The organism is Acinetobacter sp. Ac_5812 (assembly GCF_013072695.1).
Classification (GTDB): domain Bacteria; phylum Pseudomonadota; class Gammaproteobacteria; order Pseudomonadales; family Moraxellaceae; genus Acinetobacter.
The window spans coordinates 66300-89313 of sequence record NZ_LXUK01000008.1 but is presented as its reverse complement, the minus strand read 5'-3'; the positions used below and the strand labels follow the sequence as shown (position 1 = coordinate 89313).

Sequence of the window (23014 nt, the reverse complement as noted above, 5' to 3'; positions counted from 1 at the left end):
TCTTACATCTGTGAAATATCACTAGATCCGACATAATCAAAGTTTCCTGTACGCTTCACTGGCGGGTGAGCGGTGCATTGGATGGTGACTTTCACTGTCATTAAGCATTGAAGTCGATCCATCTGGAAGTCTTGATACGGAATGATCATCGTATCTCTGCTTAGCAGTTCCAATGCATCAACGCTTTAGCCTGAATGCGACATCAGGGAGCAAATTGTCTGATGTGGATCAGTTTACGTTTAATAACCAGCAAATTGCTGGCGACATATTTTTTCTGAACAAACTGTATGTGCATATGCACAATTAAACGCAACAGTTTGCCATTTTGCCGATATAATAAGCCTTCGGCGTCGGCATAATTCTTTAGGACCTATCCGAGTTGTTGGTGAATATCTCATCGATTAAAAATTTTATCTAAATAAAATTTCTGATTTGATGCTCACTTACGGTGGTATCCGTGCGCTGAATATATCAAACCTTGCGGCATCTGCCTATGGGCTAAGTTTAGGTTTCTTGTGAAATAACTTAGCTAAATGATCATTTTTTAATCATATTTAGCAAATCTTGGATTAATCGAGCGTATGAATTCTACACAACAATGGCAAAGTGTCACTTGGTTTGACGTGGATGAGCATCAAGACGGGCAGCGAATAGATAATTTTTTATTTACCCGATTAAAAGGTGTACCAAAGAGTCGAATCTACCGTTTGGTTCGTGAAGGACAAGTACGCGTTAATAAAAAAAGAATAAAAGCAGAGACACGTTTGAAGATTGGCGACCAGATTCGTGTCGCACCAATCCGCTATGAACAAAAGGATGAAACCGCGGCACCAGTGAGTGATGGTGTGGCACAAAGTCTACTCAGCCGTGTGGTGTATGAGGATGAAGGGCTATTGGTCGTTAATAAACCGTCAGGGATTGCGGTGCATGGCGGTAGTGGTGTGGCCTATGGCTTAATCGAAGCCTTGCGTGCTGCGACAGGTAAAAAATACTTGGAACTGATCCACCGTATTGACCGTGATACTTCAGGCTTGGTCATGATCAGTAAAAAGCGCAGTACTTTAAAGCTGCTACAGGATTTACTGCGTGAGCACAAAATTCAAAAAACTTATACGGCGATTGTCAAAGGACAAGTCAGTTTGGATCAGCAATTGATTGATGCACCCTTATTGCGTTATGAACTGGCCAATGGCGAACGTCGTGTCCGTGTCACCAAAGACGGTAAGCCGAGTAAAACTGATTGGAAAGTGGTTGAACGTTTTAAAGCCGCGACTTTGGTCCATGCATCACCGTTATCGGGCCGAACCCATCAAATCCGTGTACATGGTCTCAGTATTGGTCATCCTTTAGTTGGGGATGATAAATATGGACACAATACGGCATATACAGGCCCTGAAGCACGTCGTTTGTGCCTACATGCCATGCGTTTAGACATTCCCAACTATCCAAGCATTGAAGCGCCAATGCCTGAAGATATGCAACAGGTGATCGATCAGTTGAGAAAGCAGAAATGAGTCAAAATATCGAACTGGTGATTTTTGATTGGGATGGCACCTTATTCGATTCGGTTGGGCAAATCGTAGCAAGCTTGCAATATGCAGCACAGCAATTTGAACAACCCCTGACGGATGAAGCTGCAAAAAGCATTATTGGCTTAGGTTTACCTGAAGTCATGCAAATCTTGTTTCCACAAGTTCCGCATTTACAGCAAGATATTTTGCAATGTTATGCGGATCACTATGTGGCAAACTCCAAAGGGGATGCGTGGTTTAGCGGTGTTGCAGCGTTGCTCGCTGATTTAAAACAGCAAGGTTTAAAGCTTGCTGTGGCAACAGGCAAAAGTCGTAAAGGTTTAGATCGGGTTTTGGCACAAACCAATAGCGATGAAATCTTTGATATTACCCGTGCAGCCAGTGAAACCAAATCTAAACCTGATCCATTGATGTTGCAGGAAATTTTGACTGAACTGGATGTCGCTGCTGATCGTGCTGTGATGGTGGGGGATACCAGTTATGATCTAGAAATGGCTCAAAATCTGAATATGCCGCGTATTGGGGTGAGTTATGGTGTGCATAGCATTGAAACCTTGCAGCAATATCAACCCTTGGCCATTGCGCACAATGTGCAGGATCTACATGCTTATTTGCAAAGTGTGCTGAATATGGATGCCTTAACCGAGAGTTAATCAATTCAAATCATACGAAACGACAATGATGGGAGTGTTTGCATTCCCATCATCCATAATAACAATAGGGACACTATGAGTCGTTCAATCCGTTTGCTTAATCTATTACAGCTGCTTAGAGAATATCGCTATCCTGTGACCGCGCAGGTGTTGGCAGAGCGTTTACAGATTAGTCAGCGCAGTGTCTATCGTGATATCGAAACCTTGCGTGAGCAGGGTGTTTGTATTGATGCTGCCGCTGGATTAGGGTTTCAACTGAAACAAGATTTCCTGCTTCCGCCGATGACGCTGAATGAAACCGAGATCGAAGCAATTTTTTTAGCGCTGAATTGGTTGAGCGATATTCCTGATTTGGCTTTGAAATCGGCTTCAACTTCGGTGTTGGCAAAGCTCAATGCGGTACTGCCTGAGCATTGTCAGCATCAACTTGAACATACCACTTTAAGATCCATCAATGTCTGGTTACCTGTCGATGAAACTTTGGTGGAACAAGTGCGTTTGGCCATCCGTCAGCAGTTAAAAATTACCGTAGATTATGCCGACGAACAACAACGGGTAAGTTCTCGTATTTTGTGGCCATTTGCGCTAGGTTATTTTAATGATCGGATTGTGTTAGCGGCATGGTGTGAGCTACGTAAAGGTTTTCGTCACTTCCGTATTGATCGGATTCGAGCGTTGAGCTTGAGTCAGGAGCTGTATCCGCAATTCAAACAGCAATTATTTCAACAATGGTGGGCACAGGAAATGTGCCGTGAGACTACTGACAAAAACTGACAATCAAAACAATTACATTGAAATAAGAATAACTCACCAAGGAAATATCAAAATGGCACTTAAACTTTATACCAATAGTTTTTCGCGTGGCGTCGTTGTTGACTGGCTGCTGATCGAGCTTGGCATTGAATGCGAACGTATTGAGGTTGCTTTTCAAACTGAGATGAAAGCACCTGAGTATTTAAAAATCAATCCATTTGGCAAAGTACCCGTATTGGTCGATGGCGATATTGTGGTTTATGAACTGGATGCAATTTGTGCTTATCTGGCTGATAAATTTGCAGACAAAGGCTTGGCACCTGCACTGAATGATCCAAAACGTGGTGTTTATTATCGTTGGTTATTCTTTATTTCTGGGCCTTGGGAAGCGGCTTCAACCAATAAAATGCTCGGTGTTGAGGTGAAGCCCGATCAGAAAGGCTCTGTGGGGTATGGTGATTATCAAGATGCCTATAACGCCTTTGTGCAAGGTCTCAATGATGTTGATCCCTATTTATGTGGTGAGCAGTTTACTGCTGCGGATGTCACGGTTGCTGCGATGTTATTTTGGCAGCTGAAGATGGGAGATATTCAGTCTCATCCTGCGATTGAGCGCTATTTAGAAAACATTAAGCAGCGACCAAGTTATCAGAAATTTGCTGAATTTTTTAGTAATGCCTAAGCCAATAGGCTTTACTTAAAGAATAAGGAAGCCGATTGATTCGGCTTTTTTATTTATGAGGAATTCAGTGCGAATTCAAATGGGCGCTATCTAAGCCGAATATATGTCGAATTTCTTCCAGGAATTGCTGTGTGGCAAGGTTCGATTCATTTTTTGGGTAACCCATAAAAACATCGAGACAGGGCAGCGGATAATTTAATGATTTGACGACAATTTGGTCGGTGGCTAAGGCTTGGATATAGGCAGGTAAAATGGCACAACGATGCCCAGAATGTACTGCTTGAATCGCATCTGCAATATTGCTGGCTTCATCAATGCTTTGAAAATGAATCTGCTGCTGTTTAATGTATTGGGTAATGATTCGTGCCAAAGGCTGAGACAGCTTGTGGGTTAAAATGGTCAGGGGTAAATCCTGTAATTGGGCAATGTTGATCTGTGCATGCTGTGCCAAAGGATGCTGTTTCGGTAGCATAAACACTAAGGGTTCTTTGAGTATCAATTGACTTGTAAATGCTTCATTTTCAAATTTTTGATTAATAAAGATCAGGTCTAAATCACCTTTTTTCAGCAGATTGATTTGATCACTTTCTTTAAGGTTAAGCGTACGAATTTGCAGTTTGGGTAGACGAACTCTTAAACGCGGCAAAATATAAGGGAAAATGCGAATTTCAGCAGAGGGCACAAAACCAATTTTTAAACATTGTACTTTGGCTGCAGCAACCTGTCGCGCCATGGTAATAGCTTTGTCTGCTTGAGTGAGGGTTAAACGTGCTTGTTCCAGAAAAACTTGGCCTTCGTCAGTTAGCTCTACTTTGCGCTTGGTCCGATGCAATAGTTGTACACCCACATCATCTTCGAGATCTTTAATTTGCTGGCTGAGTGAAGGTTGAGACGTGTGTAATTTAAGTGCCGCTTTACTGAAACTGAGCTCTTCAGCAACGGTAATAAAATAGCGTAAATGACGTAATTCCATAAGACTGATCCAAGAGTGTCTTACTATTATTTTAGTTATCATGATGGGAATATCATGTTGTTGGCGCATTATATCTGAGCTTATTTTATATACAATATGCTTTTTTCTAAAATATAAGAAATAGCGCAAAAGCTGAGGTTTAGCCCTTGGCTTGAATTGTCATTGTGCGTTATTAGTTCGGTAAAATTGTGTTGACTCTGCCAGAGAAAATCAGCATAACTAACAAGCTTATGTTAGGATCAAAGACCGATTATAGTGATTTGGAATAAGACGAGAATCCTAAAAAAATCATTACGATTTGAAAGGCGATCGCATTAAAAAATAGTCCATGACCTAAACGGTATACCAAACCATTCACCTCATGCGATGAGATTCCACCAAAGAAGACCTACATGAAAGATAAGCCGACATTAACCTACCAATTGCCGACACAATCTTGCTTGAGCCATACTTGGGGGAAACCTCCTTTTCCGCATGAGGCTTCTGATCATTGTGGCATTGACCGTTTTTATAATTTACAGAAACCCTTAACACCATTTGATCGTAAAGGTTTGCTCAAATGGCTGGCGACACGACAATCATCGACGTGGACGGTCGATCGTTCGCATGAATGGAATATGCGGAATCACATGTTGGAACTTCCGCAGAACCGTCCGCATATAGATATGAATGATTGGCAAATCTGGTTTGTGGGTCATGCAACGGTTCTCATTCAAATCGGTCCTTATAACTTTTTAACCGATCCAGTTTGGTGTGAATATGTCAGTCCGAAGCAGGGCAATGGTCCACAACGTGTTTGTCCTGCGGGAATTGCCCTAGAACATCTTCCAACCATTCATGGGGTGTTATTGAGCCACAATCATTATGATCATATGGATTTGGCGACTTTAGAATGGTTACATCAAAAGTTTGAAATGCCAATTTATACGGGCTTAGGCAATGGCTATTATCTGCCAAAGCACTTACATGTGATTGAAATGGATTGGTGGCAGGAGATTCCGTTTCATGATGAGTTGAAGATCGCGTATACACCTGCGCAGCATACTTCTGGACGTGGAGTGCGTGATCAAAATAGAGCACTGTGGGGCGGTTTTTCCTTGCTTGCTAAAACAGGCCATTGTTTCTTTGCTGGGGATACGGGCTATTCCACGCACTTTAAACAAATCCATGAGCGTTATGGCGATGCGCGTGTAGCGTTATTGCCGATAGGTGCTTATGAACCACGCATGCTGATGCGCTATGTGCATATGAATCCGCAAGATGCTTTTCATGCGCATTTAGATTTGCACGCCCATCGTTCTTTGGCAATACATTACCGAACTTTCCAGCTGACCGATGAAGATCGCGATGCGCCTGAACATGAACTGCAGCAGGCCATGAAGTCTTCTTCAAAATTGGTGAATCCGTTTTATTGTATTCGCGAGGGGCACTTTATTCGGGCTTAGCATGTTGTAGTGCTTTGATACACCACAGTGAAATCACAGACAGGCTCGCAAGTGCAATATTCATGACCACAGGATTAAAGGCTTGATAGATATGATTGGGATAAATACACAAAACGAAAATAAATAACCCAATCAGGCTGATAATGCTGAGCCAATGTAAATACTTGTGAGTTAAAAATAAAAATAAACTACCAAAAATGATCTCGGCAATGCCCGACAGTGAAATCATCCACGGAATATAGGGGGCTACAATATTGAGTTGTTGCCAGACATAGTATTCACCTTCAACCTGAAATATCAGTTTGGGAATCAACCCCTGATAAATCCAAAGAATGGCAATAATTAACTGACAAAATCTTAATATCTGTTGAATCGTCTGGTTCTCTCCATTCATGTTAAGAACTCATCCAATAGAAAATGCTGTTGAGTTTCAGGTGTCACTCGATAGCATTGTTCGGTTTGACCAAATAAGCGATAACGATTAAGCGCAATACGACGATAAGCAAAATCACGTATCACTTTAGGAATAACACGCGCATATTTTAAACTGGCATAAGGGGAGTCTAGACGTTGAACGATGCGTAGAAAGGCGGTCGATTCGGTATAACATTGACCATTTTCCAGTAAGACCATGGTTTCAAAATGATCAGTAGGGAGATGACAATAGGCGAGGAGCTGCTGTCCAATCTTGGATTGAACAGAGACCAGTTTGAACAGATACTCAACATCGTGTTTGATCATAAAGTCAGCCCATGCTGAGCACAGCACACACTCAGCATCAAACAAGATGATGTCATGGCTTTGAATCAACTGCTGTAATGGTTTTGGCATGGTTATTTTTCTGATGTTGTTTTGAATAAATTGTCACCCAATTGCATAAAAAAAGCCATCCGAGGATGACTTTTGTTTTAGCATTTCAAAGCTTATAGGAAGCTTGGTAAATGGCGGGCTGGATCGGTTTCACGTGCTGCCTGAGCATCCGCAACGCTAAGCCCTAGTGCGGCGGCAACACCTTCACCATAAGCTGGGTGGCAGGCATAGCAGTTACGGATATGACGATACTTGATGAAGTCTAAAGCATCGCCCATCGCACGTGCAGTATTACCAAACAGTGCTTGTTGTTGTTCAGGTGTCATCAATTCAAACAATGCACGTGGTTGGCTGAAATAGTCATTGTCATCTTCACGATAATCCCAGAAATCAGCATCGCCATTAATTTTCAATGGGGGCTCTTTGTACTGAGGTTGCTCTTGCCATTGACCAAAGCTGTTTGGTTCGTAGTGTGGTAAGCCGCCATAGTTGGCATCGGTACGACCTTGGCCATCACGGTGATTACTGTGTACAGGGCAGCGTGCAGCATTGACTGGAATCTGTTGATAGTTCACACCCAAGCGATAGCGTTGAGCATCGGCATAGTTAAACAGGCGTGCCTGTAACATACGGTCTGGTGAAGCACTAATGCCTGGTACCAAGTTGCTTGGTGCAAAAGCAGATTGTTCAACATCCAAGAAGAAGTTCTCAGAATTCCGATTTAGTTCAAACTCACCAACTTCAATCAGTGGATAATCACCGTGAGGCCATACTTTGGTTAGATCGAATGGGTGATACGGAACTTTCTCTGCATCTTGCTCTGGCATGATTTGTACAAAAAGTGTCCATTTTGGATAGTCTTGACGTTCAATCGCATCAAATAAATCACGCTGATGACTTTCACGATCTTGGCCCACCAATTCGCCCGCTTCTGCATCGGTTAAATTTTTAATCCCTTGCTGAGTTCTAAAGTGGAATTTTACCCAGAAACGTTCATTGGCAGCATTAATAAAACTATAAGTATGGCTACTAAAACCATGCATATGGCGGTAGCTTGAAGGGATACCACGATCAGACATCACGATCGTCACTTGGTGTAATGCTTCTGGAAGTAATGTCCAGAAATCCCAGTTGTTGGTTGCACTACGCATATTGGTTTTAGGGTCGCGTTTTACCGCTTTGTTTAAATCTGGGAATTTACGTGGATCACGTAAGAAGAACACAGGGGTATTGTTCCCGACCATGTCCCAGTTACCTTCTTCAGTATAAAACTTTAAAGCAAAACCACGGATGTCTCGTTCCGCATCTGCTGCACCACGTTCACCTGCAACTGTGGTAAAGCGAGCAAACATTTCAGTTTTTTTACCGATTTCGCTAAAAATTTTAGCGCGGGTATATTGAGTAATATCATGGGTCACGGTGAATGTACCAAATGCGCCTGAACCTTTGGCATGCATACGGCGCTCAGGAATGACTTCACGGACAAAGTTGGCAAGTTTTTCATTTAGCCATAAATCTTGGGCTAATAACGGTCCTCTAGCGCCAGCGGTCATACTATTTTGGTTATCAACCACAGGTGCACCAAAATCAGTGGTTAAGTGGCTATAAGGACATTTTTTATCGTCTTGGCTCATATTCTATCTCCATCAAGATGACCCGTGAGTGAGGTCACCTCAACTGTTTGACCGTTCAAAGATATGAATGTTTAACTGTCTCATGCGCAAATTGGGTATCGAAATTTCGGATGCCTAAGTGCGATTTATAATGATCAAGTTCACATCCTTTGTATTTTTACTCTAGGTTGATGAAAGCTTTTTTTCCAATGGATTAAAGTTGATGTCATAAATGCTTTATTCGATTGAAGCTGTCTAAATCTTAAACATGAACTGTACTTTTTTGAATGTTAGATTTGTTAAAAAAAGATAAAAGATAACGAAAAAATAAAGACTTACTGCTTTGCTCGGTTTTAGTTGAAATTGAATCTAGTGTTTGTTTTGGAAAGTGAGAAAGACATCAGTTCTTGTATAAAAGGGCCTGTTTTTACCTGTTGGAGTTCTGTAAAGAGTCCTAAATTGATTTCTCTCATGGTTTTTGATGTGTCTTAAAATTGATGAATGTACTCAGTGAGCACAGTGAAAACGACTGAATTTATTCAGCATACTTTTCTTGTTATCTAAAAGCAGATGCTCAGTAGTAAATATGTAAGCCCTTAAGATTTTTACGCTTGCTATGTTATTTTGTGCTTATCTTTGAAGAGATTAAAAAAATGAAAAAGTTAGCGTTGAGTTTCGGGTTATCTTTAACTGTTTTAGCAGGTTGTACGTCCATGCCACAAAAAGATGAGACTAAAGCAAATTCCTTGAAGGTTGAGTTTGTTGGGCAAGGAAATTATGCGGTAACGCAACAACAGGGTACAGTAAGCTTATATGCCGTGGACAGCCAGATCGCGGATGTTCCAGCGACTTTGATTCAGCAGAAAAAAGTTCAAATCTCTCAGGTCCCATTTGTGGTTGATTTTACTGTGCCTGCAGATCACCGTAAGCTTATTCAGCCCTCGGTTCGGGATGATGCGAAAATCAAATACTATGTGACTTGGGAATCGGATGCCAAGAATTTAACTGGCAAAGATGCGATTGTGATTGATTATGATCGTCAATTTCCGAACGTGACGTTGAATGGCGGCAAACAACAGATTTACCTGCGCTCAGCAAAATAAGCATATGTATTGAAAAAGGGCGATCTTGTTGAAAGTATCGCCCTTTTTTATGTTTGGTCTTATATCGAAAGGTCTCGTTTAGACATTCAGCATACGATTGGATTTGACCATGTCGGCAAGACCGTGGGTCTTGAAATAATGTTCAAGCCAACTTTTAATCACCAGTGGGTTGTTCATTTGCAGCACATCATCCAACAGTTTTTTGGCATCAGTCATTGGGACATGACAAATCGCTTTGCGTACTCTGAGAATGTTGCTTGAACTCATCGAAAGGGTGTTAAAACCCATCGCCATCAATAAAATTGCAGACAATGGGTCGCCCGCCATTTCACCACAGACGCTGACTGGTTTTTGATGGATATGACAGTCTTGAACCAAACGTTTTAGTGCACGTAGTACCGATGGATGGAAATGCGAATAGACGTTAGCCACATGCGGGTTATTCCGATCTACAGCCAGTAAATACTGGGTTAAATCGTTTGAGCCCACCGAGAAGAAATCAACCAGTTCGGCAAATTCATCAATCTGTAAAAGTACACTTGGTACTTCAACCATAATCCCGATTTTAGGTTTGGTGATTTTGACTTGCTCTTCTTCTTGTACCGCAATCCAGTCACGTTCTAACAGATACAGCACTTCTTCAACTTCACTGACACTGGTCACCATTGGCAACAAGATATGCAAATTATTTAGACCAATACTGGCTTTGAGCATCGCACGAATTTGCGCAGAGAAAATTTCAGGATGGTCAAGGGTAAAGCGTATGCCACGCCAACCCAATGCTGAGTTTTCTTCTTCAATACTGAAATACGGTAAGTCCTTGTCCGCACCAATATCGAGGGTGCGCATAATCACAGGCTTGTTGGCAAAATGGCTGAGTTGTTGGCGATAGATGGCGCGTTGTTCTTCTTCGCCAGGGAAGCGCTCACGTAGCATGAACGGAATTTCACTACGATATAAGCCAACGCCTTTGGCACCTCGTTGTACACCACGCACCACATCAATCATCAAACCGGTATTGACGAATAGAGGAATAGAGATGCCATCTGGGGTAATTGCATCTTTGGTTTCGTATTGCTTCAAATCTTTGGCGATTTGCTCTTCTTCTTTTTGCACTTCTTTATAACGTTGACGTAGACGACGCGGTGGATTGACGAAAACACGGCCTTGATAGGCATCCACAATCATTTCGATATCATCTAGTGTGGTGATGGGTAACTCGGTGACCCCGACCACAGTTGGAATGCCCAAAGCACGTGCAACAATCACCATATGGGAGTTGGCGGCGCCTTCTGAAGTGACAATCGCTGCGATATTATCCACGGGCAATTCCACCAAGGCTGCCGTGCTGATCTCTTCGCCAATCAAAATGCTGTCTGGGCTGAGTTCACGATGACTGGTATCGTTTTCTTGCAAGCAAGCCAAGATTCGGCGCCCAAGATCTTTCAGATCAGAAACACGTTCACGCAGGTAGTCATCTTCCATTTGTGCAAATAACGCGACATGTTTGTCGATGACTTTGCGTACCGCACCCTGTGCCCAACTGCCAGCACGAATATGGTCTTTGATTTCACTCGGCAGCGCATTTTCATCTAACATACGTAAAAACACGCTAAATAAGGCACGTTCTTCCGACATGAGTGAATCTTGCATTTTTTCGTCTAGGGACTGAATCTCTAAACGTACTGCAGCAATGGCTTGATCTAATAATTCTAATTCGTCACTGATGTCTTCGGCTTCACGATCTGGAATCGCAGCAAGGTCAGCAGGAGGGTACAACACGATGGCACGACCTAAGGCCACACCACCTGCACCAGACACCCCTTGGAAGGTTTTATAGCTTGGGCCATTGCTGGGTTTACGGAACACATCAATATTTCCCACAGCATGTGCATGAGCAATTACACCTGAGAGCTGTGCACAAAGTGTGACCAAAAATGATTCAGCGGCTTCGCTAAAGTCTTGAGACTCTTTATTTTGAACAACCAGCACCCCCATTACCTTGCGACGATACATCACTGGAACGCCAAGGAAGGAGTTGAACAGCTCTTCACCTGTTTCAGGTAAATAGGCGAAGCGCTCATGTTTAGGGGCATTGTCTAAGTTGACGATTTCTTCACGTTGACCGACCAAGCCAACCAAACCTTCACCAACACTGAGCGATACAGTGCCAACCGCCTCTGGTTTTAATCCTTTAGACGCCATCAGTACATAACGACGATTACGCTCGTCCAATAAATAAATTGAACAGACATCCACATGCATGGCATCGGCCACATGATTGACCATAATGTCCAAGGAATCATGCAAACTGACGGACGCATTGATTTCTTGCACAATGCGTCTAAGCGTGTCGAGTTGCATGTTTGACATGGATGTTTACTCCAATTTATTGAATCGTTATAGGCCTAGTTATAACAGCTCTGTTGCCAAAAATCATTGCTTAAAATGATGATTTCATGACAATTAGCGCTGAGGTAGTTGTAAACATAATTCCATCATAGCTTTACGGTAAACATCGCGTTTGAAGTTGACCACTTGACCCAATGGGTACCAGTAACTCACCCATTGCCATTCATCGAATTCGGGTGGGTCTGATAGGTTTAACTGAATATGATGCGGCGAGGCCGTTAACTTCAGTAAAAACCATTTCTGCTTTTGTCCAATACATACCGGATCTGAATCTGACCGAATGTACCGATGTGGCAAACGATAACGCAGCCAACCTTTTGTTTGCGCTATAATTTGGACGTGTTCGGGCAATAAACCGACTTCTTCTCTCAGTTCACGAAAAAGTGCCTGTTCAGGGGTTTCTCCAAATTGGATTCCTCCTTGTGGAAATTGCCAAGCATTGTGACCAATGCGTTTTGCCCATAAAACTTGTCCGTCATCGTTTGCCAAAATGATCCCGACGTTGGGTCGGAAACCTTCTGAGTCGATCATTTGGCTACCTAAATTTTGTCTATATCGTTGACTTTGATCTCGGGGACAGTCACTCTTCTTGTCCAACTCGAAAAAGGTCAAAGTAAAATGTTTAAAATTGCTATGATCTTAACGAATTTCTATCGACTAGCGGTGATAGATTTACATTTTTTTTCTTAATTTTCAGTTTAAACGAGAAATTCTATGCAATTGGCTTTGTTTGATTTAGATCACACCCTGTTAAATACTGATTCTGATCACTCTTGGGGTGAATTTTTAGTCAATGAAGGTTTAGTCGATCCAGTTCATCATCGTCAAATGAATGACAAATTCTACGAAGACTATAAAGCAGGGCAACTTGACCCGATTGCTTATAATGAATTTGTATTTCAATTCTTGACCAAGCACGATAATCATTATTTAACTGAGTTACATCAGTTGTTTATGCAGAAGGTTATCCGTCCGCAGATGCGTCCTAAAGGTTTCGAGGCGATTAAAAAGCATCAAGCGCTAGGGCATGAGCTGGTTGGAATTACAGCGACCAGTGATTTTATTACCGCACCGATTTTCCGTGAATTTGGCATTACCGAGATTATTGCCACCAATGCAGAAGTGGTTGATGGACAATATACGGGCAAGGTCACAGGGATTCCATGCTATCAAAAAGGCAAGCTTGCGCGTCTGGATCAGTGGTTGGCTGGCCGATCAGTGACTGAGTCATGGGCGTATTCTGATTCAATCAATGATCGTTTCTTGCTGGAATATGCCACCCATGCGATTGCGGTCAATCCAGATGATCGTTTAGAAAAGCTAGCGCAGGAACAGGCTTGGGATATTCAAGACTGGTCGATTTAAAGTTTTGATTTGCTGCCAAATATGTCCGGCTGAAATGGAATATTTGGCAGTGCTTTCATCACGCTAAAAAATTAAAAAAATCATTATCCTATTCACTCAAATTATTGCTATAACACTACTGGATTTATAGGGGGTGTTATGACAAAACAACAAATCAAATTACCAAAACAACTCTGGACCGCAGAGAGTATTGATCTCACACGACATCGCTATCAAGGCAAGTTATTGAGCAAAAGCGAAGGCTTTCAATTAGGTAAGACACAACGAAAAAAAGTTCCACGTGAAAACTTGGCTCAACTTTCAGTACGTCCCAAAGGTACCACGGCCTTAACGCTTTATGATTGGAGCAATCAAGGACGCCTAGCACAATTACAGCCGATTCGTGCCAAGCGGATGAGTGTCTCGCCGTTTACATTCTATCGTGGTATGCCCGCGCTCATGCTATTTGATCAAGCATGGGAACAACACAACTCAGGTTTGTTTCAGCAAATTTGTGGCGATTGCCATTTAAGCAACTTTGGTGGTTTTGCCAGTCCTGAACGTAACCTGTTATTTGGCATTAATGACTTCGACGAAACCTTGGTTGCGCCATTCGAGTGGGATTTAAAACGTTTAGTGACCAGTTTTGTGATTGCGGCCAAAGACATTGGCTTGGGAGAGCGCAGCGGCTTAAAAGCCATTAAAACCATGCTGAATAGCTATCGCAAACACTTGCTTGAAAATATGGCCTTATCCCCATTGCAGGTGTGGTATGAAAAGGTCGATGCCAGCACCTTATTAGAAAATACCGAATGCCGGAAACTCAGAAAGAAACGTGCCAAGCATCTAGATTCAGCCCAAAAGCGCAATGCGCATTCGGTGTTACCCAAGCTAACCCAACAAGATGCTGAAACTGGGTTTAGACATTTTATTGATGATGCGCCTTTACTGTGGCACCCCAAAGCGGATGAGCCTTTTGCTGAGCAAGTCGATGAATTCTTTCTACACTATCGCGATTCATTGAAATTTGATCGACAGGTATTGTTTGATCGCTATCAGCGTACCGATGTGGCACTGAAAGTGGTAGGGGTCGGCAGTGTTGGAACCCGTTCAGCAATTGCTTTATTTGAAGATGCAGACCGTGAACCATTAATCTTACAAATGAAAGAAGCCAATCCTTCGATTTTGAGCCCGCTGTTTAAAGACAAAGTTCAGCACGAAGGTGAGCGAGTGATTCATGGTCAACAACTGATGCAAGCGGCCAGCGATATTTTTTTGGGCTTTTCCAGCTTGCAACAGGATTTCCATGTGCGTCAGTTACGAGATATGAAAATTTCGGTTGATCTTGCCGATATGGATGATGAATATTTCTATGAATATGCGGAAAGTTGCGGTCTCGCTTTAGCCCATGCACATGCCAAAGCCGGCAATGCCGATGTATTGATGGGCTATTTAGGTGAAGGCAGTACCATCGTTGAGGTTTTACAGGATTATGCGACTCAGTCAGCTGAGCGTAATTTAAATGACTATCAGCAATTCATGAATGCGGTAGCAGATGCTAAGATTCAGCTCGCTGGCGATGATGCCCTTTAATAATTGGTCTGTGAGTACAGACATAAAAATAGTCATGATTTGAGAGAAAAAAGACAAAATGTTTAGCAAAATTATGTCAGGTTTGGGCCTGCAAGGTGCCACTGTTGAAACTCGTTTGTTTAATTCAACCTTACAAGCCGGGGAAACGCTACGCGGCGAGATTAACTTTAAAGGTGGCTCAACCGATAAAGAAATTAAAGGTCTGTATTTGCAACTGATGACCATGGCGGAGGTCGAGTCCGGCGATCATGAATTTAATCAACCGTTGGTTTTGGATCAATGGTTAATCAGTTCTAATTTTTCATTGCCGGCACATCAATCGCACCATGTTCCTTTCACCATGGAAATCCCACATGAAACACCGATTACCGAAGTTTCTTGCCGCCGTAATGCAACACGGGTCTGGATCAATACCCGTCTGGATGTGGATTGGGGCGTGGATGCAACGGATCGTGATTATTTAAGAATCTTGCCAACACCTGCCATGCAAATGTTTTTACAAGCCATGCAGCAATGCGGATTTGTATTATCCACCGTGGATGTAGAAAAAGGCCAACTGACTGCACAGAACTTTAGATCGACGATTGGCTGCTACCAAGAACTAGAGTTTGTATCTTCAACTATGTTCAGTGGTTTTAATGAGGTGGAAGTGTCTTTTGTTGCTGAAGCGCATCAAACCCATGTCATGCTTGAGATTGACCGTCGTTTCCGCTCAGATCAGTTATTGTCGATGACCATTCCGCATCATCTCTTAGATGTCGCTCAGATGGCCCAGCAAATTCGCCGTTTATTGCAGATTGGATAAGTCAGATTCAACCTCCCTTTGGGGAGGTTTTTTTGTCATATTACTGTCATCATTTATTTTTAAGATCAAACCATGAAAATAAAAATAAATCAGGAAGCTCAGACTTCCATCTTGCTCGATACATTATTGCAATTAAAACGACAACAACCGATGATCAAAATGCGATGGATCGCGCTCCCGATCTTGCTATTGATTTTGATGTACAGTTGGCAGCAACAGCTGTTTACTGCTTGGGTGATCTTGCCCTTTATATGGTCAGTGATTGTGCTGAATCTGACCCTGATTGCGCGTTCTAAATCTAAAAAATTACAAAAGATTGAGCAATTCAAATTCGATCCGATTTTTTGGAATAAATTCAGATTCTATTATCCAGAACTGGGTCTAAAACAACGACAATTGATCGAAGCTGGATTTAAGGATTACTTGGCTTTGCATGTCATGCAAAAACAAGCCTATGCCATGCCTTCACATGCAGTTGATTCGTTATGGCATGTCATGCTGGAGTTTCCAAAGCAGTATCAAGACTTATGTGAACAGATACTCGGTCGGCAGTTACAGCATAGTCCCTATGATGCCAGTACAACGTCCACGCAGCAAACACAACAGTTATTTGCGGCGTGGCGAAACAGTTGTGGTTTACATGCCTATCAGCCAAGGAATACCACGTTGTTACCGAGACTATTTGCCATTGATCAGGCCTTAAACTGGCAGGATGGGCAGTATTTTAATTTAGAATTGATGACCAAGGATTATGCGCAATATATACAGGCACAATCTTCGTCATCCTCTTCAAGTTGCAGCAGTAGTAGCAATAGCTGTAGTAGTTGCAGCAGTTGTGGTGGCGGTGGGGGAGACTAATCCTGAGATTAACCGACATGCATCATACGGATCAATTCCTCAGCCGCTTTAGACTGAATTCGTGCAGGATGCCAAACCATACCGAGTTGACGCTGCATATCCAGTTTTAAATCGAGCTGTTTTAAATCCTGATTGACCAAGGTTTTTGGCAACACTGACCAGCCGAGACCAATTGAGACCAACATTCGAATGGATTCCAAAGGGTTGTTGCTCATCGTGATTTTCGGTTTTAAGCCATTCCGCTCAAATTCAGACAAAGTGATCTGACTGGTATAGGTTTGTGCAGCAGGTAACAAACTTGGGTAGCTAATCAGGTCTTCAAGTTTGAGTTGGGGTTGCTGTGCCAAAGGGTGGAAGGGCGCAGCCACAAACACCAATGGATCATTCCAGATGGTCACATAATTCAGGCGATCATCCCCAGCTGGCGGTAAGGTTAAAAATGCCAGTTCCAGCTCACCGGCCAAAACCAGTTCATGGGCTTGTTCTGAATCGACAAAATGCACATCCAAGGTCACTTGAGGATAATGCTGCACAAAGTTTTTCAGCGGTTCAGCCAAATGATGCAAACCAATATGATGACTGGTACCAATCTTTAAGCGGCCTTGGACCTGTGCTTGTTCATGACTCAAAGTATGATGAATTTCCCCTAATTCATTCAGCCAAGTCCGGACTTTAGGTAATAGAGAATGTGCGGCATGAGTAGGTTGAATGCCCCGACCTGCAGATTCAAACAGCTTAACCCCAAAGTAGTCTTCCAAGCTGTGAATCCGTTTCGTGACCGCGGGTTGGGTAATAAATAATTGTTCTGCTGCGATGGAAATTGAACCGGTTTCCATCACTTTTACAAATGCTTCAAAAGCAGCGAGGTTCATACAAGCTTGTCCAAGGAGATTTTAAAATTAGTTTTATAAGCAGTATGTTTGAATTAGAAATAATTCCATACTTTTTCATGAAAGAAAAAAGCAAAGGCTTGTACCGTTGGTTCAATTAAACTTAAGGTTGCTGCCATGAGCCAATTGCCTGTAATAAGGTAAGCAACGATCATCGCAACACTAATATGCATGATGTAATAACTCAAGGTTTTTTTCAAAGTCCGACTATTGTTCATGACGAATTGTTGAATATTTGACATCTGTTTCACCCTACAAAATCTCTATTTAATTAAATAATAATCATTATCATTTAAAATGTAAAAAGGAAATTTCAATTCAGCACGATTGGATTTATAAATCGTGAGGTGATTAATTTAACATCAGCTGCTCAAAGCCAGAGTGCGTATGAAATGTGCTCAGCGAAGATGATTTAAATTTTTTTAATTTAATGAGATGATCAAGATCTAAAATTTCAATTTATCATTCCTAAAAGTTTGTTAATTTATAAAAATGATAAATTAGATTTATGTGAAGCGATTGCTATAATCAATTCAAGATGAAAAATACCCAGACCAATGGCAAGCACGATGGAGGGCGAAGACATGGCAGGCAAGACCTTATATGACAAATTATGGGATGACCATTTAGTAAAACAACGCGATGATGGTTCGAGCTTAATTTATATTGATCGCCATTTATTACATGAAGTGACCAGTCCTCAGGCTTTCGAAGGCTTACAGCTTGCCGATCGCCAACCTTGGCGTTTAAGTGCTAACGTTGCAACACCTGACCATAACGTGCCAACTTCTAAAAAAGAGCGTGAACAGGGTATTGCAGGGATTGAAGATGATACCTCTCGTATTCAAGTACAAACCTTAGATGACAACTGTAAAACCTTTAATATCGTTGAGTTTGGGATTAATGATATCCGTCAAGGCATTGCCCATGTGGTTGGTCCAGAGCAAGGTTTGACTTTACCGGGTATGACTGTGGTCTGTGGTGATTCACATACTGCAACACATGGTGCTTTCGGCTGTTTGGCACATGGTATCGGGACGTCAGAAGTGGAACATGTATTGGCTACACAATGCTTGGTACAGAAGAAGTCGAAAAACATGTTGGTGCGTGTTGATGGCGTATTAGGGACAGGCGTGACCTCAAAAGATGTGGTGTTAGCCATTATTGGCAAGATTGGGACCGCAGGCGGTACAGGTTATGCCATTGAGTTTGGTGGCCAAGTGTTCCGTGATATGTCGATTGAAGGTCGTATGACCGTATGTAATATGGCGATCGAAGCGGGCGCTCGCGTGGGCATGGTTGCAGTCGATGACAAAACCATTGCCTATGTAAAAGACCGTAACTATGCACCAAAAGGTGAGCAGTGGGATCAAGCAGTCACATACTGGGATACCTTGCATTCGGATGAAGATGCCGTATTTGATGCCGTAGTGGTCTTGAATGGTGCAGAGATTGAGCCTCAAGTGTCTTGGGGAACTTCTCCTGAAATGGTTATTCCTGTTTCACAGGCTGTACCAACCTTAGAACAAGCCAAAGATGATGTACAACGCAATGACTGGACCCGTGCTTATCAATACATGGGCTTAACTGCGGGTCAAGCTTTGGCTGATATTCTGTTAGACCGTGTGTTTATTGGTTCATGCACCAACTCGCGGATTGAAGATATTCGTGCAGCAGCCGATGTGGTAAAAGGCCGTAAGGTTGCGTCGAGCATCAAACAGGCGATGATCGTGCCGGGTTCGGGCTTGGTGAAACAGCAAGCTGAACAAGAAGGTTTAGATCAAATTTTCTTGGCAGCAGGTTTTGAATGGCGCGAACCAGGTTGTTCGATGTGCTTAGCGATGAACGCAGATAAATTACAGCCGGGTGAGCATTGTGCTTCGACCTCGAACCGTAATTTTGAAGGTCGTCAAGGTAACGGCGGACGTACCCATTTGGTCAGCCCAGCGATGGCAGCGGCAGCTGCAATTGCAGGCCATTTTGTTGACGTTCGTTCATTCTAAGGGAGCAATATCATGGAAAAATACACTGTAGAGCAAGGTGTTGTTGCACCTTTAGACCGCGCCAATGTCGATACCGATTTAATCATTCCAAAACAGTTCTTAAAGTCGATTAAACGCACAGGTTTCGGCGATAACTTATTTGATGAGTTACGTTATTTGGATGAAGGCTATTTAGGTCAAGACATTAGCAAGCGCCTGAAAAATCCTGATTTTGTGTTGAATCAACCGCGTTATCAAGGTTCAAGTATCTTATTGGCACGGACCAATTTTGGTTGTGGTTCTAGCCGTGAGCATGCGCCTTGGGCATTGAATGAATATGGCTTTCGTACCGTCATTGCGCCAAGCTTTGCCGATATCTTCTTTAATAACTGTTTTAAAAATGGCATGTTACCTGTGATTTTATCTGAACAGGTGGTGGATCAGTTATTTAAGGAATGTGCTGAGAATGAGGGTTATCAACTGACCATCGATTTAGAGGCTCAGGAAGTGCGTACTCCAACAGGTGAAGCATTTAAATTTGAAATTGACCCATTCCGTAAACATTGCTTATTGAATGGCTTGGATGATATCGGCTTAACTTTACAAGTGGCAGATGATATTCGCGCTTTTGAAGCCAAGGCGAAACAAGCGCGTCCTTGGGTGTTTCAAGACATCCAAGCATAAGTTTGGGTGCAAGAAACCAGATTGGGTTTTAGACATTTTTAACATAGGCATAGCGCAGAGATTGAACTCTTGTTAACATGCTAGCGGATAATATTTTGCTTACATGTTAACAAGACATGAGGACTGGGCTTGAATAATGAAAAGAAGACTCGCTCGCAGTATTTTACTGTGTCTAGGCGCTACGATGACTTTGACTGCGTGTCAAAATGCACCCAATGTGGTGGATCAGGTTCGTATTGCACAGAACACATTGGAAAGTAAGGCGGACAACACAACTTTATATTGTTCAGGTGTTGAGAATTGTGAGTTTGAACGAATTGGTGATATTGCGGTCATTGACGCAAAAACTCATCGGATTAGCCAACAGGCGATGGAACGCGGCATTGTACGCTTACATGGTTCAGTATTTAGCCGCAAACAGCAGGTCTATTTAAGTGTGCCAGCCAAGCAATATGAAGTCGTCATTCGTTTTTATCCGATTTCTCCTGACCGTTCCGAAACTTTCCATGTGATTCATGCATTTAAACCGCATGTGCGCTATACCTTTAAAATGTACCGAGACCGAACACGTCGTTCAGGCAGTTTACTTAATGTTTCTGTACCTGATCCATTGTGCGTAGATTTACAGCAAGAGCAACACACCATTCGCCGTTTCTGTCGTCCATTTGATGTCAGTACAGGTCTGGGTGAGTTTGTTGAGAAAAAGGTTTAATTGGCTCGCAGTGTTATCGCTGCACATAGGAAAATTGGAAAAATAAATGTCGAAGCATATTTTAATTTTAGCGGGTGATGGCATTGGTCCTGAAATCGTAGCAGCTGCTGAAAAGGTTTTAACCAAGGTCAATGATAAATTTAATTTAGGTTTGACATGGGCACATGGTTTGCTTGGTGGTTCTGCAATTGATGCGCATGGCGAACCGTACCCAACAGTGACCAGTGAACAGGCAAAAAAAGCTGATGCAATTTTATTAGGTGCAGTGGGTGGTCCGAAGTGGGATAGCATTGAGCGTTCAATTCGTCCTGAACGTGGCTTGTTAAAAATTCGTAGTGAACTCAATTTATTTGCGAACTTACGCCCTGCGATTTTGTATCCACAATTGGCGGATGCATCGAGCTTAAAACCTGAAATCGTTGCTGGTCTTGATATTCTAATTGTTCGTGAATTAACGGGGGGGATCTATTTTGGTCAGCCACGTGGTATTCGTGAACTCGAAAATGGTGAAAAGCAGGGGTATAACACTGACGTCTATTCAGAAAGTGAAATCAAACGCATCGCCAAAGTCGCTTTCGAGTTAGCTGGATTGCGTGGTGGTAAGGTTTGTTCGGTGGATAAAGCCAACGTTCTTGAAGTAACGGAGTTGTGGAAGCAAACGGTCACTGACTTGCAGCAAGCACAGTATTCAAATATTCAGTTGTCGCATATGTATGTGGATAATGCGGCAATGCAATTGGTTCGCGCTCCAAAGCAATTTGACGTGATCGTTACCGGTAATTTGTTCGGTGATATCCTCTCTGACGAAGCAGCGATGTTGACAGGTTCAATCGGAATGTTGCCATCTGCGTCTTTAGATGAAAATGGCAAAGGCATGTATGAACCATGTCATGGTTCAGCGCCAGATATCGCAGGTCAGAATATTGCCAATCCATTGGCAACAGTGCTTTCAGTGGCGATGATGTTGCGCTATACCTTCCGTGAAGAAGCTGCTGCGAAGGCAATTGAAGATGCGGTTGGTCAGGTGTTAGACCAAGGTTTACGTACTGCCGATATTATGTCGGAAGGCATGAATAAGGTCGGTACAGATGCGATGGGTGAGGCTGTGGTAGCAGCATTGAACTAAGCATTGCAGGCTATAAAAAAACGCAGCATAAGCTGCGTTTTTTTATTTGATGGCTTAGCAGGCCTTACCTTCATAACGAATTGATTGCGCAACTTGTTGTTGATCCAGCTCAAAAATAATATGGCATTTTAAGTTCAGATCATAAGCACTGCCTGCATTGCCCGCACTTTGAATCGGAATATTCTGAGCGCCAAGTTCGGTTGATTGTGCTATCGGAATCGGGATACGAACGGGACGAATCACGGTATAAATCAGTTGATTATTTTGCTTAACTGGTTGGGTCTGTGTTTGGAAACCTAAGGGTTTTAAGTCGAGCTGTTGCTGTATGGTGTTCGCTGATTGCCCAATAAACGGTTGTAGATAGTCGGGCAGGCTGATATTTGGTTGGTTTGATGTCGCACAACTTTGTAAACCGAGAAGCGTACAGAACAACAGGCACTTATAATTTTTCATTATGATCATCCTTTATCTCTTTGATCTTTTTTTATTCAAGGGTAAAAGTACAGGGGTGTCGAGAGCATTTATGTGAATTGCTAAAAATATACAATCTTGTCTACTTTTGGACAATGTTCAAGCCCAGAAAAATATGCTTAGATAATGGTGATAATTAAGCGATTTGGACAACTTCATGCACAAAATAATATTTGGCTTGATCTGTGGGGCAATGGCGACGTTGAGCTATGCGGATAACTGCGAAAATGCCCGTAATACTTATGATGATATTTATTGTACCAATAAAATTTTTGCCAGTGCAGATGCTGATTTAAATAAAAACTATCAGCAATTACGCAAACAGCTGAGCGATACACAACAAAAAATTTTAAAAAAATCACAACTGGCGTGGATTCGTCATCGTGATGCAGAATGTAGTGATGATTCCAAGAGTACGGTTTATGTGCAATGCCAATTGAATGCAACGCAAGAACGCAACAACTGGCTGCAAGAGCGTATCCGTGAATGTCAGACGGTGGGCTGTAAAACCACACGCCTGAGTGAATAGACTTTCGCTTGAGCAATAAAAAAAGCCACATAATGTGGCTTTTT

At 42.5% G+C, this 23014-nt stretch carries 25 protein-coding genes; 15 read left to right on the top strand and 10 right to left on the bottom strand.

Annotated features, from left to right (window positions below; all coding sequences use genetic code 11):
- Positions 1-2: 2 nt before the first annotated feature.
- Entirely contained in the window at positions 3-149 is a 147-nt protein-coding gene (locus A7P55_RS06440) for a hypothetical protein (RefSeq protein ID WP_004637771.1), read from the bottom strand.
- Between the two features lie 432 nt (positions 150-581).
- On the opposite strand from A7P55_RS06440, the gene A7P55_RS06435 reads away from it, so the two are divergent.
- From A7P55_RS06435 to A7P55_RS06415, 4 genes are all read left to right on the top strand, one after another.
- Positions 582-1514, top strand: coding sequence for an RluA family pseudouridine synthase (locus tag A7P55_RS06435; protein WP_216077983.1), 933 nt, complete (start codon positions 582-584; stop codon positions 1512-1514).
- Positions 1511-2185: an HAD-IA family hydrolase gene (locus tag A7P55_RS06425; protein WP_171551512.1), complete on the top strand. Its 675-nt coding sequence runs from the start codon at positions 1511-1513 to the stop codon at positions 2183-2185. Before A7P55_RS06435 ends, A7P55_RS06425 begins: the two co-directional genes overlap by 4 nt.
- A gap of 75 nt (positions 2186-2260) precedes the next feature.
- Positions 2261-2959 carry a YafY family protein gene (locus A7P55_RS06420; RefSeq protein WP_171551511.1) on the top strand — a complete coding sequence of 233 codons (699 nt, stop codon included), beginning with the start codon at positions 2261-2263 and terminating at the stop codon, positions 2957-2959.
- Between the two features lie 52 nt (positions 2960-3011).
- Positions 3012-3620: a glutathione S-transferase family protein gene (locus tag A7P55_RS06415; RefSeq protein ID WP_171551510.1), complete on the top strand. Its 609-nt coding sequence runs from the start codon at positions 3012-3014 to the stop codon at positions 3618-3620.
- Between the two features lie 64 nt (positions 3621-3684).
- On the opposite strand, the gene A7P55_RS06410 is transcribed toward A7P55_RS06415, so the two are convergent.
- Positions 3685-4593 carry a LysR substrate-binding domain-containing protein gene (locus tag A7P55_RS06410; RefSeq protein ID WP_171551509.1) on the bottom strand — a complete coding sequence of 303 codons (909 nt, stop codon included), beginning with the start codon at positions 4591-4593 and terminating at the stop codon, positions 3685-3687.
- A gap of 392 nt (positions 4594-4985) precedes the next feature.
- Here A7P55_RS06410 and A7P55_RS06405 point away from each other — a divergent pair, with 392 nt between their 5' ends.
- Positions 4986-6038, top strand: a complete 1053-nt coding sequence (locus A7P55_RS06405) for an MBL fold metallo-hydrolase (RefSeq protein ID WP_171551508.1) — start codon at positions 4986-4988, stop codon at positions 6036-6038.
- Here A7P55_RS06405 and A7P55_RS06400 read toward each other — a convergent pair.
- The 3 genes from A7P55_RS06400 to A7P55_RS06390 form a co-directional block, all read right to left on the bottom strand.
- On the bottom strand, positions 6025-6432 hold the full coding sequence (locus A7P55_RS06400; RefSeq protein WP_171551507.1) for a DoxX-like family protein: 408 nt from the start codon (positions 6430-6432) through the stop codon (positions 6025-6027). The two genes, A7P55_RS06405 and A7P55_RS06400, sit on opposite strands and share 14 nt — an antisense overlap.
- Positions 6429-6869, bottom strand: a complete 441-nt coding sequence (locus A7P55_RS06395) for a DCC1-like thiol-disulfide oxidoreductase family protein (RefSeq protein WP_171551506.1) — start codon at positions 6867-6869, stop codon at positions 6429-6431. The genes A7P55_RS06400 and A7P55_RS06395 overlap by 4 nt, the downstream gene beginning before the upstream one ends.
- Before the next feature lie 92 nt (positions 6870-6961).
- Complete coding sequence (locus A7P55_RS06390) at positions 6962-8482, bottom strand: catalase (protein WP_171551505.1); 1521 nt, start codon at positions 8480-8482, stop codon at positions 6962-6964.
- Positions 8483-9114: 632 nt separating this feature from the next.
- Here A7P55_RS06390 and A7P55_RS06385 point away from each other — a divergent pair.
- Entirely contained in the window at positions 9115-9564 is a 450-nt protein-coding gene (locus A7P55_RS06385) for a hypothetical protein (protein WP_171551504.1), read from the top strand.
- A 78-nt stretch (positions 9565-9642) separates the two neighbouring features.
- On the opposite strand, the gene ptsP is transcribed toward A7P55_RS06385, so the two are convergent.
- Entirely contained in the window at positions 9643-11937 is a 2295-nt protein-coding gene (gene ptsP / locus A7P55_RS06380) for a phosphoenolpyruvate--protein phosphotransferase (RefSeq protein ID WP_171551503.1), read from the bottom strand.
- Between the two features lie 93 nt (positions 11938-12030).
- Complete coding sequence (locus tag A7P55_RS06375; RefSeq protein WP_004656060.1) at positions 12031-12507, bottom strand: RNA pyrophosphohydrolase; 477 nt, start codon at positions 12505-12507, stop codon at positions 12031-12033.
- 183 nt (positions 12508-12690) lie between these two features.
- Between A7P55_RS06375 and A7P55_RS06370 the strand changes: the two genes are divergently transcribed.
- The 4 genes from A7P55_RS06370 (at position 12691) to A7P55_RS06355 (ending at position 16576) form a co-directional block, all read left to right on the top strand.
- Entirely contained in the window at positions 12691-13341 is a 651-nt protein-coding gene (locus tag A7P55_RS06370) for an HAD family hydrolase (RefSeq protein WP_171551502.1), read from the top strand.
- 138 nt (positions 13342-13479) lie between these two features.
- Entirely contained in the window at positions 13480-14913 is a 1434-nt protein-coding gene (locus tag A7P55_RS06365; RefSeq protein WP_171551501.1) for a DUF2252 domain-containing protein, read from the top strand.
- 58 nt (positions 14914-14971) lie between these two features.
- The gene (locus tag A7P55_RS06360) at positions 14972-15718 is read left to right on the top strand and encodes a sporulation protein (RefSeq protein ID WP_171551500.1); all 747 of its coding nucleotides are present in this window, start codon (positions 14972-14974) and stop codon (positions 15716-15718) included.
- A 72-nt stretch (positions 15719-15790) separates the two neighbouring features.
- Positions 15791-16576 carry a hypothetical protein gene (locus A7P55_RS06355; RefSeq protein WP_171551499.1) on the top strand — a complete coding sequence of 262 codons (786 nt, stop codon included), beginning with the start codon at positions 15791-15793 and terminating at the stop codon, positions 16574-16576.
- Positions 16577-16584: 8 nt separating this feature from the next.
- Here the strand turns inward: A7P55_RS06355 and A7P55_RS06350 are convergent, their stop codons facing one another.
- Positions 16585-17448, bottom strand: coding sequence for a LysR family transcriptional regulator (locus A7P55_RS06350; protein ID WP_033133252.1), 864 nt, complete (start codon positions 17446-17448; stop codon positions 16585-16587).
- Between the two features lie 53 nt (positions 17449-17501).
- Entirely contained in the window at positions 17502-17708 is a 207-nt protein-coding gene (locus tag A7P55_RS06345) for a DUF2061 domain-containing protein (RefSeq protein ID WP_004656050.1), read from the bottom strand.
- Between the two features lie 342 nt (positions 17709-18050).
- Between A7P55_RS06345 and leuC the strand changes: the two genes are divergently transcribed.
- The 4 genes from leuC to leuB all read left to right on the top strand — a co-directional run bounded on the left by leuC (position 18051) and on the right by leuB (position 21970).
- Positions 18051-19469 (top strand): 3-isopropylmalate dehydratase large subunit, encoded by a 1419-nt coding sequence (gene leuC, locus A7P55_RS06340; RefSeq protein ID WP_216077982.1) that lies wholly within the window; start codon positions 18051-18053, stop codon positions 19467-19469.
- Positions 19470-19481: 12 nt separating this feature from the next.
- Positions 19482-20132 (top strand): 3-isopropylmalate dehydratase small subunit, encoded by a 651-nt coding sequence (gene leuD / locus A7P55_RS06335; protein ID WP_171551497.1) that lies wholly within the window; start codon positions 19482-19484, stop codon positions 20130-20132.
- A gap of 136 nt (positions 20133-20268) precedes the next feature.
- Positions 20269-20844 (top strand): hypothetical protein, encoded by a 576-nt coding sequence (locus A7P55_RS06330; RefSeq protein WP_032859189.1) that lies wholly within the window; start codon positions 20269-20271, stop codon positions 20842-20844.
- Positions 20845-20890: 46 nt separating this feature from the next.
- A complete protein-coding gene (gene leuB, locus A7P55_RS06325; protein ID WP_171551496.1) occupies positions 20891-21970 on the top strand; it encodes a 3-isopropylmalate dehydrogenase in 1080 nt (359 codons plus the stop codon).
- A 54-nt stretch (positions 21971-22024) separates the two neighbouring features.
- Here leuB and A7P55_RS06320 read toward each other — a convergent pair whose 3' ends face one another.
- Complete coding sequence (locus A7P55_RS06320) at positions 22025-22423, bottom strand: hypothetical protein (protein ID WP_171551495.1); 399 nt, start codon at positions 22421-22423, stop codon at positions 22025-22027.
- Between the two features lie 175 nt (positions 22424-22598).
- Between A7P55_RS06320 and A7P55_RS06315 the strand changes: the two genes are divergently transcribed.
- Positions 22599-22970: a lysozyme inhibitor LprI family protein gene (locus A7P55_RS06315; protein WP_171551494.1), complete on the top strand. Its 372-nt coding sequence runs from the start codon at positions 22599-22601 to the stop codon at positions 22968-22970.
- The last annotated feature ends 44 nt before the right edge of the window (positions 22971-23014 follow it).